The following is a 15,894-nucleotide window of genomic DNA, read 5'->3' on the forward strand; positions in this document are numbered from 1 at the left end:
AACTGGTTCCCGTCCTTCGAGCGTCAGGGATAAAGCGCAGCGGGCCGGACGGCAAGAAATTTGTGCGATATTTGACATTTGTTCGTATATCGCACAATAAGGAGTGGTCGGGCGCAGCCCGAGCAATCGATCCAGCGAATCGATTGCAGCGACGAATGCCCGAAGCGCAAGCGAAGGGCGAAGCACGATAGAACGCGGTCCGACAGGCAACCCCAAGACAGGAGCCCACCATGCGCGAAACGGATTTCGTCAGCGGTTTTGCCCGCGGCCTGAAAGTCATCGAAGCCTTCGGTGAGACGCGGCAGCGGCTTTCCATTGCCGAGGCGTCGAAACTGACGGCGCTCGATCGCGCCGCCGTGCGCCGCTCGCTGCTGACGCTCGCCGAACTCGGTTATGCCGATTACGACGGCAAGTTCTTCACCCTGACACCGAAGATCCTGCGGCTTGGCCATGCCTATCTCGCGGCGACGCCGCTGCCGGCGCTGCTGCAACCGCATCTCGATCTTCTCTCCGAAAAGGCCGGCCAGAGTGCCTCGGCCTCGGTGCTCGACGGCACCGAAATCGTCTATGTCGCCCGCGCCTCGCAGCGCCGCGTCATGTCGATCAATTTGACTCCCGGAAGCCGCCTGCCCGCCTACTGCGCCTCGATGGGCCGGGTGCTGCTTGCGGCTCTCCCCGAGAGCGAAGCGCGCGCCATCCTTGCCCGCAGCGAGCTGAAGAAGAACACTGTGAATACCAGAACCGATCCGGAGGAGCTCATCACAGAATTCCGCCGTGTGCGCGCCGAGGGTTACGCCATCATCGATCAGGAGCTGGAGATCGGTCTCTGCTCCATTGCCGTGCCCATCGACAACGACCGCGGCGAAACCGTCGCGGCGATCAATATCGGGGCGCCGGCCGCTCTCGTGCCGGCCGCGGAGATGAAGGAGCGGTATCTGCCGCTGCTGAAGGAAACGCAGACCGCATTGCGACCATTACTGCGGCGGTGATGGCAAGCAGTGCCAGCAAAAGTCCGCAGCGGTTTTGCGTCCGGAATACGTAAAGAAACAGATGGAGCGGCCCCGAACAGGGGCCGCTCGCAATCGTCAATGCGTCAGGTCGAGCGCGGCTGTGAGGTCGCCCATCGGCGGCCGATCATTGTTGCGCAGCGCCTTGTCGCGGGCGAGGATGCCGGGCAGCACCGGCAAATCATAGCGCGCGGTGATGAAGCGGATGATCGAGGTCGTGTCGTACTGGGTGTGATCGACCATGCCGCTCTTGGCGAAGGGCGAGATGATGAAGGCCGGAATGCGGTTGCCCGGGCCCCAGCGATCGGCCTTCGGCGGCGCGACGTGATCCCAGAAGCCGCCATTCTCGTCATAGGTGACGATGACGAGCATATGGCCCCATTGCGGGCTCTTCTCGAGGTGGGAGACGATATCGGCAAGATGCTGGTCGCCGCTCGACACGTCGGCATAACCGCCATGTTCGTTGAGGTTGCCTTGCGGCTTGTAGAAGGAGACCGCGGGCAGCTTGCCATCGTCGATATCCCTGAGGAAGGCTTCGCCGCCAAGACCGCCATCCCTCAGATGTTCGGCGCGCGCCGGCGTGCCGGGCGCGAAATTGGCGAAATAGTTGAACGGCTGGTGGTGGAACTGGAAGTTCGGCACCGGCGTGGCGTTCTTGCCGTCGAGGGCTGCCTGCCAGGCGCCGCTATACCATGCCCAGCTGACACCCTTCAGCGACAGCAGGTCGCCGATGGTGATTTCATGCTGCGGCGGCAGCGTCGTTGCGGCGGTGGGATCGGCATAGGCCGGATCGCCGTCCTTGGCCGGCGGATTGGCGCTCGGCTGGTAGGGCGGCTGCATGGTGTTGACGGCATAGAAGTCAGGGGTCAGCGTGCCGTCGGAGACGAATTTCGGGGCGCCCTCCAGCGCCGACTTCGGGGCGTTTTCCGCCACAACAAGCGACGTGCCGGCCGCATCGACCTTGGCAATGGTCGGCTTTGCCGGGCTCTTGTCGGCGTCGGGATAATAGGGCGTGCAGGCGCAGACGAGTGCGAAGTGATTGAGGAAGGAACCGCCGAAAGCGCCCTGGAAGAAGTTGTCGGCAATGACGTATTTCTTGGCGACCTGCCACATCGGCAGGATGGAGCCGTCGTAGTGCCCCATGACGAGGCTGCCGGAATCGGCCCAGGCCACGAACTTGTCGTTCTTGCCGCCGTCGATCTGCATCTGCTCCTGGTAAAAGCGATGCCAGAGATCGCGGGTGATGACCGAAGGCGCCTGCGCAAAACCCTTGGGATCGTCGATCGCAAAGGTGGCGTTGGCAAGATGGGCCGACTGCGCCTCGGTGACGGCAGGCGTAACACCCTTGGCGGTGAGGCCGCCCCAGGCGGGCGGCAGTTCGGATAGCAACTGGCCGTCGCGGTCGAGCTGGCGGGCGTGATCGGCGGTCGCGTTCGAGAGCCCGTCGACGCCGGGAAAGCTGCCGTAGAGATTATCGAAGCTGCGGTTTTCGGCATAGATGACGACGACATTGTCGATCTTGTCGTAGCCGGCGGGCGCCGCATGGGCTGCCGTTGTGATCGCAAACGGCACGATGGCCGATCCGGCGAGACAGATGGAATGGAGGGTCTTCAGTCTTTTCACGTCAGTTCCTCATGGCTAGGGGGCGTTGGCTAGAGGGAGCGGAGAACGCTCGGGGGCGTCCAAACGCTATTCCGGCCGTCTATCAACTTTGTGACATCGGGGGTTGGCGTGATGCCGCAGGCGATAGCCGTCATCAATTTGTTGCAACAAGGTTCGATCATGGAGCAAACCAGTCTTAAGCTATTGGAATCCTTATCATGGCAATCAAGACCATCTGGCTTGTGCGGTCCGGCCTGGCGGTGAGCATGGGTGCTGTGGCGCTCTGTCTTGCCAGTCTTCCGCTGCGGCAAAGCAGCGCGGCGACCACGGCCGGCCTGCATCCCGGCCCGATGTCGCGCGCCGAGGCCTTTGCCCGAGCCGAAACGCTCACCGCGCTCGGCCGCAACATATTCTCGGATGCCTCGCTGTCGGCCTCGGGGCTCCAGGCCTGCGCGTCCTGCCATGATCCGGCTCACGCCTTCGGTCCGGCATCGGCGACGCCGGTCGAAATCGGCGGCCAGCATATGGACCGGCCGGGGCTGCGCGCCGTGCCGACGCTGCGCTACCTCCAGGCGGTACCCGCCTTCACCGAGCATTATTACGATTCCGAGGACGAGGGCGACGAAAGCGTCGACAATGGCCCGACCGGCGGCCTGACCTGGGACGGCCGTGTCGACCACGGCGCCGATCAGGCAAAGATCCCGTTGCTTTCGCCCTTCGAGATGGGAAACAAGGATGCGGCCGAAGTGGTGGCAAAGCTGCAGAAGGCAGCCTATGCCGGTGACATCGAGGCGGCCTTCGGCGCGACGGTGTTCGACAACCCCGACGACGCCTTCGACGCCGCCGCCGAGGCGCTCGCCACCTTCGAACAGAGTGGCCCGGATTTTTATCCCTATTCCAGCCGCTACGACGCCTTTCTCGCCGGCAAGGCGACGCTGACGGCGCAGGAATTGCACGGGCGACAGCTGTTCGAGGATCCGGCCAAGGGCAACTGTTCGAGCTGTCATCTGAGCGAGCCCGCCAATGACGGCGAACCGCCGCAATTTTCCGATTTCGGCTTCCTCGGACTCGCCGCTCCCCGCAATATGGCAATCCCGGCCAATAGCGATCCGAACTATCACGATCTCGGCCTCTGCGGCCCTCAGCGCACCGACTTTGCCGGACGCAGCGACTATTGCGGCCTGTTCCGCACCCCGACGCTGCGCAATGTCGCTCTGAAGAAGAGCTTCTTCCACAACGGCTATTTCCACTCGCTGCGCGACGTCGTCTCCTTCTATGCGACCCGCGACAGCGATCCCGGCCGGTGGTATCCGAAAAATTCAGATGGCACGGTCCGTAGATATGACGACCTGCCGCAAGCCTATTGGGACAATCTCAACCAGGACCCACCCTTCGGCCGGAAGTCCGGCGATGCGCCTGCCCTCACCGACCTCGAGATCGACGACATCGTCGCCTTCCTGGGAACGCTGACGGATGCCGATCTGCAATCTGATGCGATCGGGCATTGACCCGGGGCCGGCGGACCACTCTTGTTATGGACTTGCTAGGCTAAGGACGGAAACGCATCTCGCGACCGTTGCTTGAGAATATGCAATCAATGATTTATATGCTGTCATTGATGAATGGAGGCAATGATGGCCAGCATGACGATCCGCAATCTCGATGATGGATTGAAGCAGCGGCTGCGCGTTCGCGCCGCCACGCATGGGCGATCAATGGAAGACGAAGCACGCGATATTCTGCGTACGGCACTTGCGACCACCGAGCCGGTGGCGCGCAATCTCGCCGATACCATTCGCGCCCGCTTGCAATCGGTCGGAGGGGTTGAGCTCGAAATTCCGCCCCGGCAGCCGATCCGGGACGCGCCGGACTTTGACGCGTGATCGTTCTCGATACCAACGTCATTTCGGAACTGCTCACGCCGGCGCCGAATGCGGCTGTAATCGAATGGCTCGGGGCACAACATCCACTATCCGTATTCACGACCGCGATCACCGAAGCGGAAATTTTGTATGGCTTGCGTCTCCTTCCTCCCGGCCGGCGTCGGCGTGATCTCGAGGCAGCCATCCTGCCGATATTCAATGAGGACATGAGTGGCCGTATCCTGCCATTCGATCGTGACGCGGCAGATGTCTATGCCATCATTGCCACCGATCGCCGCAAGGCTGGCAGGCCGATCAGCCAGTTCGATGCGCAGATCGCAGCCATCGCCATCTCGCGCGGCGCTTCACTCGCAACGCGAAATGTGTCCGATTTCGACGGAATCGGCTTGCAGATCATCAATCCGTGGAAGGATCTCTAAGTCCCTCGCATCGTAGAATTCTAAACCATCTAAGTCAGCCAAGGTCGACCTAAGCATTCCCACTTGATGTATCATAATTTCCGATATACATCATTTTACTGGAAATGATGGGGGAATGATGGAACGCTCGTTTTTGACGATTGCCGCCGGCGAGAATAACGATGCGATCCGCGCCCTTTCGGCGCCGGCGCGAATTGAGATTCTCAAGCTGCTCTGTGCCAAAGGGCCGATGAATATCAACGACATCGCGCGCGCACTTTCCCTCCCCCAATCCACCGTCGCAACCGGCATCCAGATTTTGGAAGACGCCCGGCTTGTCGATTCCCAGCTGGCGAAAGCCCGCAAGGGAAATCAGAAGATCTGCTCGGCGATCTACAGCGAAATTCTGATCAGCTTCGAGGAAAGTGCGGCCCAAAGGGCCAACAATATCATCGAAGTCGAGATGCCTGTGGGGCTCTACACCAGTTGCGATGTCCATGCGCCCTGCGGTCTTTGCTCTACCGAGAGCGTCATCGGTCCCCTCGATGTGCCGGACTATTTCCTCGATCCGCAGCGCATGCAGGCCGGGCTCGTCTGGTTCGGCCGAGGCTACGTGGAATATAAATTCCCCAATAACGCCAAGGTGTTGAACAAGGATATCCGCGCCATCGAGTTTTCGCTGGAGCTGTCGTCCGAGGTGCCCGGCACCAATCCGGACTGGCCCTCCGATATCACGCTCTGGGTCAACGGCATGGCGATCGGCACCTGGACATCGCCCGGCGATTACGGCGACAAGCGCGGCGCCTTCACGCCGGCATGGTGGAAGCTCGAGGGCTCGCAATATGGGATGATGAAGACCTGGCGCATCTCGACGCGCGGAACCTTCATCGACGGCATCGCCGCATCGAATGTCACGCTCAGCGATCTGGCGCTTGCCCAGCACTCCTCGATCCGGCTTAGGGTCGGCATCGCCGAGAATGCCGGCCATACCGGCGGCGTGAATATTTTCGGCCGCGGCTTCGGAAATCATGGACGCGATATCATCATGCGGCTGCATGTCTAAATTATAAATATCGGAAATCTTGATTTAAATATCACGCTTCTTTCCAGATTTGACAACCAAAAATGCACGACAACATACTGTAATAAAACAATTATTTCCGAAAATTGAATTAGTATGATTAAAACCGCAACTCGGTTGACAGAACGACATTCCTGATATCAAGTTAGAGGCAAGAAAACAAAAATTCTGATATATAAACGGGAGGATCCGTTGAAGACGAATGTCGTTGCCCACCGCGATTTCCGAGTCGCGACCATTGACGCCAGGCTCTACAGTTCATTTCTCGAACATCTCGGCAGAGCGATTTACGGCGGCATCTATGAGCCCGGACATCCCACAGCCGACGAGGACGGATTTCGCCGCGACGTGCTCGATCTTGTGCGTGAGCTCGACACGCCATATTGCCGTTATCCCGGCGGCAATTTCGTCTCGGCCTATAATTGGGAAGACGGCGTCGGCCCGCGTTCGGAGCGCCCGGTTCGCCTCGATCTTGCCTGGCGCACCCGCGAAGCCAACCAGATCGGCGTCAATGAATTCGTCGACTGGTGCAAGAAGGCCAACACCAAGCCGATGCTCGCCGTCAATCTCGGATCACGCGGCCTCGATGCCGCCCGCAATTTCCTGGAATATTGCAATCATCCCGGCGGCACCTACTGGTCGGACCTGCGCCGCAAGCACGGCTGGTCCAATCCGCACGATGTCAAATTGTGGTGCCTCGGCAACGAGATGGATGGGCCCTGGCAGGTCGGTCACAAATCGGCCTATGAATATGGCCGGCTGGCGGATGAGACGGCCAAAGCCATGCGCGGCTTCGACAAGTCGCTCGAACTCGTGGTCTGCGGCTCGTCCAATTCCGACATGAAGACCTATCCCGAGTGGGAAGCGCAGGTTCTCGACCAGTGCTATGACAGCGCCGACCATATTTCGCTGCACATGTATTTTGCCAATCGCGAGAAAAATACGCTCAATTATCTCGCCCGCGCGACGAAACTCGACCGCTACATCACCACGATCGGCGGCGTGATCGACTACATCAAGGCGAAAAAACGCTCGAAGAAGACGATCGGCATTTCCTTCGACGAATGGAATGTGTGGTATCATTCCAACCAGCAGGACAAGGATATCCTGGCGCGCGACGAATGGCCGGATGCGCCGCATCTCCTGGAAGATATCTATAATTTCGAAGACGTGCTGCAGGTCGGCGGCATTTTGAACACCTTCATCCGTCGCTCCGACCGGGTGCGCATCGCCTGCATCGCGCAGCTCGTCAACGTCATCGCCCCTATTATGACCGAGGACGGCGGTGCGGCCTGGCGCCAGACGATCTATTATCCCTTCTACTACGCTTCCCGATATGGCCGCGGCTCGGCCCTGCAGCTGGTCGTCGACGGCCCGACCTATGACAGCGACGAAGAGAACGACGTCCCCTATCTCGACGTATCGGCCGTGCATTCCGAAGACGGTAGGCAGCTCACCTTCTTTGCCGTCAACCGTCATCCGAACGCGGCGCTCGATCTCGACGTGCGGCTGGAAGGTTTCGGAGCCGCCCGGGTGGTCGAGCAGGTGGAGATGACCCATGGCGACCTGGAAGCCGTCAATACGGCTGCGCGACCGAAGACGGTCGCTCCGGTCAATGTCGAGACTGCGAAGGTCGAGGATGGACGGGTGCGGGCAGCGCTGAAACCGCTGTCTTACAATGTCATCCGGCTGTCGGTGTGACAGCCGCCGCCGGGTAAGCCCGGCTGAAGATATTCGGCTCACTGCGAGGAGGCAGGCGGGCCGGAGGGATGGTTCACTGAGGCTCTGCCTCTGCGAACCGACAACCGCGACGTGCCCATGCGTGCCTTTGCGGCCGCCGTATCGTCGCTTTCTAGGGAGGAGTTCATGCAACAGTGGAAGAGGCTCGCATTTGGCGTCGCGCTGGCCGCACTCGGCCTGACAGCGACGGCCAAGGCCGATGACTACACCTCCTTGCCGCGCAAGGAGACGCTCATCGTCGAAAATCCGGAAGGGACGATCAAAAATCCCGGCTGGTTCAACATCTGGGTCAATGGCGGCGGCGGTGTATCCACAGGCCTGCAGCAGCTGACCATGGATACGCTCTGGTATATCGACCCCGAACAAGGGCTTGGCGGCGCGACCTGGGACAATTCGCTGGCTGCCGACAAGCCGCAATATAATGCCGACTTCACCGAGATGACCGTGAAACTGCGCAAGGGGCTCTTCTGGAGCGACGGCGTGGAGTTCACGGCAGACGACGTGGTCTATACCGTCAAGACGCAGATGGATCACCCCGGCATGGTCTGGAGTGCTGCCTTCTCGGTGCAGGTGGCAAGCGTCGAGGCGACCGACTCCTCGACTGTGGTGTTCAAGCTGAAGAAGCCCAATTCGCGCTTCCACGCCATCTTCACCGTTCGCTGGAACGGCGCCTGGATCATGCCCAAGCATGTCTTCGAGAAAGTCGAAGATCCGCTTCGCTATGATTTCGCCAATCCCGTCTCGCTCGGCGCCTACAAGCTCAAGTCCTACGATCCCCAGGGCAAGTGGTATACCTGGGAGAAGCGTGACGACTGGCAGCGGACATCGCTTGCCCGCTTCGGCGAGCCGGCCCCGAAATACGTGACCTATACCGATCCCGGCCCGCCGGATAAACGCACCATCGCTCAGCTCGAGCACAATCTCGATATCATTCACGACAACACGCCCGAGGGCATGTTCACGCTGAAGGAAAAATCGAAGTCGATCGAGACCTGGTTCCCGGGCTTCCCCTTCGCCCATCCGGATCCGACACTTCCGGCTGTCATTTTCAACACCCAGAATCCGCCCTTCGACAACGCCGATGTACGCTGGGCGCTTGCCCTGCTGATCGACATCAAGGCCGTTGACATGGCGAGCTACCGCGGCGCTGCGACGCTGTCGGCGCTCGGCGTGCCGCCGACGGCGGCCACGATGAAGGACTATCAGGCGCCGATGCAGGATTGGCTGAAGGATTTCGAGATCGATACCGGCAAGAGCAAGATCAAGCCTTATGACCCGACGGTCGGGCAACAGATCGCCGATATCCTGCGCAAGCAGCCGAAGTTCAAGGACCAGATCCCGACCGACCCGCAGGCAATCAGCGGCGCCTTCGGCTATGGCTGGTGGAAGCCGGATCCGAAGGCTGCCGGCGAACTGCTGGAAAAGGCAGGCTTCAAGAAATCCGGCGGCAAATGGCTGACCCCGGATGGACAGCCCTTCAAGATCCGGATGACGGTCGAGGGCGACACCCGCTCGGTCTTCACCCGCGCCGGGACGCTGATTGCGCAGCAATGGGCCGCCTTCGGCATCGACGCCAAAGCCGTGCCGGCCGCGAAACTTTGGCAGACGGCGCTCCAGCCCGGCGATTTCCAGGTGGCGATCGCCTGGAGCGTCGAAACCTGGGGCGGCGATCCCGATCTGTCGTTCTTCCTCGACAGCTGGCATTCGCAGTTCGTGGCCAAGAAGGGTGACAATCAGCCGCCGCGCAACTGGCAGCGCTGGAGCAATCCGGATCTCGATAAGATCATCGAAAGCATTCGCGGCATCAGCGCCGATGATCCGAAGGGCGTCGAGCTCGGCAAGGATTATCTGAAGCTGGTGGCCAAGGAAATGCCGACGATCCCGCTGATGTCGTATAACGTCTTCACCTCGATGGATACGACCTATTGGACCGGTTATCCGACGATCGCTGATCCTTATACCGATCCGGTGCCGAATTGGGCCAACTCCAGGCTGATGATGGTCAAGCTGAAGCCGGCACAACCGAAATAATCCTCCCAACGCCGGCGCGAGTGTTGCGCGCCGGCCCCCTAATCGACGGGCATGTGGCATGTCCGTCGATCCTTTCCACTTGATGAAGGGAACCAGAGAGGAACCACCGCCCTATGACGTCCTATCTGATCTTTGTGCTGAAGCGGTTCGGTCAGTTTCTGCTTGTTGTATTTCTTGGCGTGACGATCACATTCTTCGTCACCCACCTGACCCCGATCGATCCGGTCGAAGAAAGCATAGGCGCCATCACCCAGATGGGGCAGTCCGATCCGAATGCGATCGAACTCATGCGCCAGTCGCTTCGCGAGCTTTACGGCATGGAGGGCTCGATCTGGCAGCAATACCTGCATTTCTGGCTGCGGCTTGCGACCGGTGATCTCGGTCCCTCGCTGTCGGCTTTTCCGACGCCCGTTTCCACCATCATAATGCGGTCCCTGCCCTGGACCATCGGGCTGATGTCGGTGTCGACCCTGATCACCTTCGTGCTCGGCAATGCGATCGGCGCGCTCGCCGGTTATTACCGCAAGGACATAGTGCTGAAGGCCGTCAGCCTCGTCTTCATCGCCCTGCTTCCCATTCCCTATTACATCCTGGCCTTCGTGCTTCTGATTGTCTTCGGCTATCTCTGGCCGGTGCTGCCGATCAATGGCGGCTACGAGATGAACGCGAATCTCGACCTCTCCTTTGCCCTCGTCCTCGATATCCTGAAACACTCGATCCTGCCGGCCTTGTCACTGATCATGGTCGGCGCCGGCAGCTGGCTGATCGGCATGCGCGCGCTCGTTTCCAACATCATCACCGAGGATTACGTCGTCTTCGCCGAGCTGGGCGGCGTTCCGAAGCGCAAGATTCTGCGCTCCTATATCGCCCGCAATGCCATGGTGCCGCAGTTCACCGGGCTTGCCATGTCGCTCGGCGCGATCTTCAACGGCACGGTCATTACCGAAATCGTCTTCGGCTATCCGGGCATCGGAAACCTGCTGATCGAAGCGGTGCATGCCGGCGACTACAGTCTGGTGCTCGGCCTCAGCGCATTGTCGATCGTCGGCGTTGCCGCCGCCGTGTTCATCATCGACATTCTGAGCCCGCTGATCGATCCGCGCATCAAGGTGGAATAGAGCATGTTTACGATCGTCCGCGACCTCGCGCGCCAGAATATGGAATTCCTCAGCGGCCTGCTGCTCTTTGCCGTCATCGTCGGGCTGGTCATCATGTCCTACTTCTCGCCGTACGGCGCGACCGACATCTATCTTCTGCCGCCCGATATGCCGCCCGATGGCGAATATTGGCTCGGCACGACATCGCGTGGCCAGGATGTTTTCTGGCAATTGACGACCGCGCTCCGCAACACCCTGTTTTTCGGCATCGGCGTCGCCTTCATTTCACGCATCATTTCGCTGGTCGTCGGCCTCGTCGCCGGCTATGCCGGCGGCGCGGTCGACCGGGTGCTGATGGCCATCAACGACAGCGTCATGGTCATCCCGCAATTTCCGCTGCTGATCCTGTTCTATTTCGTGCTGAAGGACAGCATGACCTGGACGGTGCTGATCGTCATCATGGCCTCGCTCGGCTGGTCCTACGATGCACGCCTCATCCGTTCGGTGGCGATCAGCCTGAAGACGAGATCCTTCACCACCCAGAGCGTCTATTCCGGCATGAGCATGCGCAAGATCCTCGTCGAGGAGCACCTGCCCTATGTTCTGCCGATCGTCTTCGCCACCACGATGAACAACATGATCTGGTCGATCGGCATGGAGATCACCCTGTCGGTGCTGGGCTTCACCGATATCGAGACGCCGACCATGGGCATGATGATCTATTGGGCCAATGCGCATTCGGCGCTGATATCAGGCATATGGTGGTGGGTGGCCGCCCCCGTCGCCGTCATCGTCGTCCTCTTCCTGGCGCTCTTCCTGCTGTCCATGTCGATGAACGAATACAATGATCCGCGCAGCCGGCTCAACCGGATGGGAAGTTAGTATGGATCCTTTGGTCGAAATCGAGAATCTGAAAGCCTATTACCGTGCCTTCCTCTACGGCGTCGATCGCGAGGTGCGCGCCGTCGACGATATCAGCCTGACGATCGCCCGCGGCGAGGTCTATGGCGTTGCCGGCGAATCGAGCAGCGGCAAGACGACCTTGATCAAGACCATCGCCGGCGCGATCCGGCCGCCGCTGAGGGTCGTCTCGGGAAAGGTGACATTCCATTTCGACGGCGGCACCCAGGATATCTACGCGATGAAGCCGGAAGAGCGCCTGGCGCTGCGCTGGCGGCATCTGTCCTATATCATGCAGGGTTCGATGAATGTGCTCAATCCGGTGCGCCGGATCCGTCACTCCTTCATCGATTTCGCCTTTCGCCACATGAAGGTCGGCAGGAATGAGTTTTTCGAAAGGGTCGCCACCCATCTGCAACGGCTGAAGCTGGATCCGCATCTGCTCGACGCCTATCCCCACGAGCTCTCCGGCGGCATGCGCCAGCGCATGACCATTGCGCTGGCCACGATCCTGACGCCGGAATTCATCATCGCCGACGAACCGACGACCGCGCTCGACGTGATCGTTCAGCGCGACGTCCTATCGATGATCCGCGAAATCCAACGCGAGATGGGTTCGTCCTTCCTGTTCGTCACCCATGATATGGGGGTTCATGCGACGGTCTCCGACCGCATCGGCATTGTCTATGCCGGGCGTCTTGTCGAGGAGGCGCCGACCGCCAAACTCTTCAACATGCCGCTCCACCCCTATACGCAGCACCTCGTCGGCAGCCTGCCGCGCATCGGTGATGCGACGGCCCGCCCTTCGCTGGAGGGTCGTCCGCCGAACCTCGCCATGCCGCCGGAAGGCTGCCGGTTTCACCCGCGCTGTCCGAAGCGCATGGAGATCTGCTCGCAGAAGGTTCCGCCGCTGGTCACCGTCGAGCCGCAGCGGCGCGTGGCCTGTTTTGCCGTTACGGGAGATCAGGTTTGAGTGCTCTTCTTCGTCTCTCGCATGTCACGAAAGTCTACCGGCAGGGCGGCATGCTCGGCCGGCGCCTGATCACCGCGGTCAAGGACGTCAGCTTCGAACTTGGAGCGGAGCCGGAGATCCTGTCGATCGTCGGCGAATCCGGCTCGGGAAAATCGACGATCGCGGCAATGATCCTCGGCCAGACCGAACCGACGGAAGGCGAGCTTCAATTCAGCGGCAGGACCGTTGCCATCCATAGCAGATCCGAACGCAAGGCTTTCATGAAAGAGGTCCAGCCGGTTCTGCAAAACCCCTTCGAAGCCTTCAATCCGCTGAAGCGTGTCGACCGTTATCTCTTCGAGACGGCCCTCAATTTTTCATTCTCGGGAAAACGGCCGGACCGGCAGCAGGCGGAGCGGATGGCCGATGCCGCGCTCGTCCATGTCGGCCTGACCCTTGAAGAAGTGAAAGGCCGGTTTCCCCACGAACTATCGGGCGGCCAGCTTCAGCGCGTCGCCATCGCCCGGGCGCTGATCCCGCAACCCCGCCTGCTGGTGGCCGATGAACCGGTCTCCATGGTCGACGCATCACTGCGCATGGCGATCGTCAACCTCTTTGGCCGCCTGAAAAACGAGCTCGGTCTCTCCATCGTCTACATCACCCATGACCTCGCCACCGCCTATTACATCAGCGACAACATCATCATCATGCGCAAAGGCGAAATCGTCGAACGCGGACAGGCCCGCCCCGTCCTGGACAACCCGCAGCATCCCTATTCGCGCGCGCTCAAGGACGCGGTGCTGGCCGCCGATTTTAGCCCAGCGACCTAAGCCTCGCAACGAGCAGGCAGCTTTCCTTCATAGGGCGCCGGCGAGTTTAGCGTTGCCTTAAAGAAACCGTGCAAGGATGAGTGTCTGTCATCCACGCCGGCAACCTGATGAAGTTTCGAAGAAATCTCGCTCGCTCCGCAATAAGCCATACCAGCGCATTCGCTCCCGCAATATTTGCGGCGATTATTGCAGCAACCGTCGTCTGGGTGGCAACGAACTGGCGGCTGGAGCGATCGCTGGCCGAGGAACGTTCGATCGTCGCCGGCGAGCTTGCCACCATATCCTCCCGACTTCAGACGAACCTCAACAGCAATGTGAAACTGTTGCAGGGGTTGGCGGCCGGCATCGCAGTCAATCCGGAGATGGGCCAGAACGGATTTTCCAAACTCGCCGCGCAGATTCTGCAGCCCGATTCACAATTGCGAAGCTTCGCCGCCGCGCCCGACATGGTGGTCCGGTGGGTCTATCCGGAGAAGGGAAACGAAAAGGCCATCGGGCTCGACTACCGCACCAATGAGAAGCAACGGGCTGCCGCGATGCTGGCGCGCAACACCCACAATATCGTTCTCACAGGCCCGGTGGAGCTTGTCCAAGGTGGAACCGCTTTGGTGGTCCGGTACCCAATTTACATCACTGAGGGAAAAAGCCAGATTTTTTGGGGACTGCTTTCCGGCATCATCGACATACCAAGGCTCTACCAGGAAAGCGGTCTTGGTTCGACCGAGCTTGAACTCGCCATCAGCACCGTGCCGGAGCCGAACGAGCCCAAACAGGTCTTTTTCGGTAGCTTGGCAACCTTTTCCAGGAAGCCGGTCCTGGCATCCGTCGATATGACCTACGGCCGTTGGACCCTCGCCGCACTGCCGAAGCGCGGATGGGGCCAAAAGAGCGGGATCGGCATTTTTGAGTTCTACGCGAGCCTGCTGGCACTATGTGTCGTTGCGCCGATCGTCTGGATCGGCTTTCTGACCAGATCGCGCCAAAGAACGATCGAAAAGCTTCGCCTTCACAAGAAGAAGCTCGTTCGGGCCCGGCAGAGGCTGGAGTTCCTGTCCTTGCATGACGCATTGACGGGGCTTCCCAATCGACGATTTGTCGACCGGATGATCGCGCAACCGCCGAGACCCCGTGCACAGGATTGTCTGATCCTCATTCATATCGACCTCGACCGGTTCAAGGAGATCAACGACACGAAAGGCCATGCCGGAGGTGACGCGGTCTTGCAAGGGACGGCTTCGCGCCTTGCCGATTTGGCTGGTCCAGACGACGTTGCGGCTCGGATCGGTGGAGATGAGTTCATCTTCGCCAGCTGGAGCGCCGATCCGGAGCCGAAGGCAAACGCATTGGCCCGGCAGATTGTCGAGACCCTCGAGCAACCTCTCTTCATTGACGGTATGGCCTGCGTTGTCGGGGCAAGCGTCGGCGTCGCCTGGGAGACCGATCTCGGGCGGGACCTCGGCCAATTGCTTCTCGATGCCGATCTGGCCCTGTACGAGGCGAAGAAGGCGGGCCGCGGCCGCGCGGCGGTGTTTACCGAAGAGCTTCGTAGCGCCGCGATCCATTCGAAAGAATTGGCGGACGAATTCAATCACGCGCTCGATCGCGATGAACTCGTTGCATTCTTCCAGCCGCAGTTCGATGCCAACACATTGGCCATTGCCGGCGTCGAGACGCTTGCCCGTTGGGACCACCCGCAAAAGGGCCTGCTCGCCCCGATCAGATTTCTCGACGTCGCGGAAAAGCTGGGGCGCAGCGGCGACATGGACAGGCTGATCCTGCAAAAGGCCCTGTTCGAGCTGACGCGATGGGACAGCCTGGGAATGCAAATCCCCCGTGTCTCGGTCAATATTTCAGCGCGCCGGCTGGCGCAGGCAAATCTGCTTGCCGAGCTGTCCGAGCTTCCCATCGCCAAGGGTCGCCTGTGTTTCGAGCTGCTCGAGACGATCTCCTTCAACGATCTTCAACCTGTTCTCAACGAGATCATTCCAGCGGTTAAAAAGCTCGGCATCGAAATCGAGATCGACGACTTCGGCACCGAACATGCCAGCATCGTCAGTCTGCTTCGATTTGAGCCGCGACGGCTGAAGATCGATCGCGAGATCATCAAGCCGATCATCGCGTCTCCATCGCAGCGCCGTCTGGTCGCCTCGATTATCGAAATCGGCCGATCGCAGAACATCGACATCGTTGCAGAGGGCGTGGAGACGATGGAGCATGCGAAGATCCTGAAAGAGCTCGGTTGCCATATATTGCAAGGTTATGCGCTGGCACGGCCCATGACCTCGGAGCAATTGATTGAATTTTGCCGCGGCTCGAACGCGTTGCAGTCCGGTTGATCAGTTACGGTCGGCCTGCGCGACTATTGCTCTGACG

The 15,894-nt window shown here is 60.2% G+C and carries 13 protein-coding genes; 12 read left to right on the plus strand and 1 reads right to left on the minus strand.

The features are described from left to right. The first annotated feature begins 230 nt into the window (after window positions 1-230). Complete coding sequence (locus FHT79_RS04160) at window positions 231-989, plus strand: IclR family transcriptional regulator (protein ID WP_063476007.1); 759 nt, start codon at window positions 231-233, stop codon at window positions 987-989. 96 nt (window positions 990-1,085) lie between these two features. On the opposite strand, the gene FHT79_RS04165 is transcribed toward FHT79_RS04160, so the two are convergent. Further along, window positions 1,086-2,630 carry an acid phosphatase gene (locus FHT79_RS04165; protein WP_097543479.1) on the minus strand — a complete coding sequence of 515 codons (1,545 nt, stop codon included), beginning with the start codon at window positions 2,628-2,630 and terminating at the stop codon, window positions 1,086-1,088. A 197-nt stretch (window positions 2,631-2,827) separates the two neighbouring features. Here FHT79_RS04165 and FHT79_RS04170 point away from each other — a divergent pair, with 197 nt between their 5' ends. The 11 genes from FHT79_RS04170 to FHT79_RS04220 all read left to right on the plus strand — a co-directional run bounded on the left by FHT79_RS04170 (window position 2,828) and on the right by FHT79_RS04220 (window position 15,857). Then, the gene (locus FHT79_RS04170; protein ID WP_097543480.1) at window positions 2,828-4,117 is read left to right on the plus strand and encodes a cytochrome c peroxidase; all 1,290 of its coding nucleotides are present in this window, start codon (window positions 2,828-2,830) and stop codon (window positions 4,115-4,117) included. 126 nt (window positions 4,118-4,243) lie between these two features. Then, complete coding sequence (locus FHT79_RS04175) at window positions 4,244-4,492, plus strand: plasmid stabilization protein (protein ID WP_027687869.1); 249 nt, start codon at window positions 4,244-4,246, stop codon at window positions 4,490-4,492. Next, the gene (locus FHT79_RS04180; protein WP_097543481.1) at window positions 4,489-4,911 is read left to right on the plus strand and encodes a type II toxin-antitoxin system VapC family toxin; all 423 of its coding nucleotides are present in this window, start codon (window positions 4,489-4,491) and stop codon (window positions 4,909-4,911) included. The genes FHT79_RS04175 and FHT79_RS04180 overlap by 4 nt, the downstream gene beginning before the upstream one ends. A gap of 115 nt (window positions 4,912-5,026) precedes the next feature. Continuing rightward, window positions 5,027-5,953 (plus strand): ArsR family transcriptional regulator, encoded by a 927-nt coding sequence (locus tag FHT79_RS04185; RefSeq protein ID WP_174824429.1) that lies wholly within the window; start codon window positions 5,027-5,029, stop codon window positions 5,951-5,953. A gap of 210 nt (window positions 5,954-6,163) precedes the next feature. Further along, window positions 6,164-7,672 (plus strand): alpha-N-arabinofuranosidase, encoded by a 1,509-nt coding sequence (locus FHT79_RS04190; RefSeq protein ID WP_097543482.1) that lies wholly within the window; start codon window positions 6,164-6,166, stop codon window positions 7,670-7,672. A 165-nt stretch (window positions 7,673-7,837) separates the two neighbouring features. Further along, on the plus strand, window positions 7,838-9,742 hold the full coding sequence (locus tag FHT79_RS04195) for an ABC transporter substrate-binding protein (RefSeq protein WP_028759135.1): 1,905 nt from the start codon (window positions 7,838-7,840) through the stop codon (window positions 9,740-9,742). Between the two features lie 113 nt (window positions 9,743-9,855). Continuing rightward, window positions 9,856-10,860 (plus strand): ABC transporter permease, encoded by a 1,005-nt coding sequence (locus tag FHT79_RS04200; protein ID WP_097543483.1) that lies wholly within the window; start codon window positions 9,856-9,858, stop codon window positions 10,858-10,860. Between the two features lie 3 nt (window positions 10,861-10,863). Then, window positions 10,864-11,721, plus strand: coding sequence for an ABC transporter permease (locus FHT79_RS04205; protein WP_047612835.1), 858 nt, complete (start codon window positions 10,864-10,866; stop codon window positions 11,719-11,721). A 1-nt stretch (window position 11,722) separates the two neighbouring features. Further along, entirely contained in the window at window positions 11,723-12,712 is a 990-nt protein-coding gene (locus tag FHT79_RS04210; protein WP_183902985.1) for an ABC transporter ATP-binding protein, read from the plus strand. Next, window positions 12,709-13,521, plus strand: coding sequence for an ABC transporter ATP-binding protein (locus tag FHT79_RS04215; protein WP_063476002.1), 813 nt, complete (start codon window positions 12,709-12,711; stop codon window positions 13,519-13,521). Before FHT79_RS04210 ends, FHT79_RS04215 begins: the two co-directional genes overlap by 4 nt. 107 nt (window positions 13,522-13,628) lie before the next feature. Beyond that, entirely contained in the window at window positions 13,629-15,857 is a 2,229-nt protein-coding gene (locus FHT79_RS04220; protein WP_183902986.1) for an EAL domain-containing protein, read from the plus strand. Window positions 15,858-15,894 lie beyond the last annotated feature (37 nt).

The sequence above is a fragment of the Rhizobium sp. BK212 genome (genome assembly GCF_014197475.1).
GTDB classification, from domain to species: Bacteria; Pseudomonadota; Alphaproteobacteria; order Rhizobiales; family Rhizobiaceae; genus Rhizobium; species Rhizobium anhuiense.

Excerpts from the sequence above, each read along its gene's own strand:
- FHT79_RS04160 (WP_063476007.1), top strand. The coding sequence starts at position 231 with ATGCGCGAAACGGATTTCGTCAGCGGTTTTGCCCGCGGCCTGAAAGTC.
- FHT79_RS04170 (WP_097543480.1), top strand. The coding sequence starts at position 2,828 with ATGGCAATCAAGACCATCTGGCTTGTGCGGTCCGGCCTGGCGGTGAGC.
- FHT79_RS04175 (WP_027687869.1), top strand. The coding sequence starts at position 4,244 with ATGGCCAGCATGACGATCCGCAATCTCGATGATGGATTGAAGCAGCGG.
- FHT79_RS04185 (WP_174824429.1), top strand. The coding sequence starts at position 5,027 with ATGATGGAACGCTCGTTTTTGACGATTGCCGCCGGCGAGAATAACGAT.
- FHT79_RS04195 (WP_028759135.1), top strand. The coding sequence starts at position 7,838 with ATGCAACAGTGGAAGAGGCTCGCATTTGGCGTCGCGCTGGCCGCACTC.
- FHT79_RS04200 (WP_097543483.1), top strand. The coding sequence starts at position 9,856 with ATGACGTCCTATCTGATCTTTGTGCTGAAGCGGTTCGGTCAGTTTCTG.
- FHT79_RS04205 (WP_047612835.1), top strand. The coding sequence starts at position 10,864 with ATGTTTACGATCGTCCGCGACCTCGCGCGCCAGAATATGGAATTCCTC.
- FHT79_RS04210 (WP_183902985.1), top strand. The coding sequence starts at position 11,723 with ATGGATCCTTTGGTCGAAATCGAGAATCTGAAAGCCTATTACCGTGCC.
- FHT79_RS04220 (WP_183902986.1), top strand. The coding sequence starts at position 13,629 with ATGAAGTTTCGAAGAAATCTCGCTCGCTCCGCAATAAGCCATACCAGC.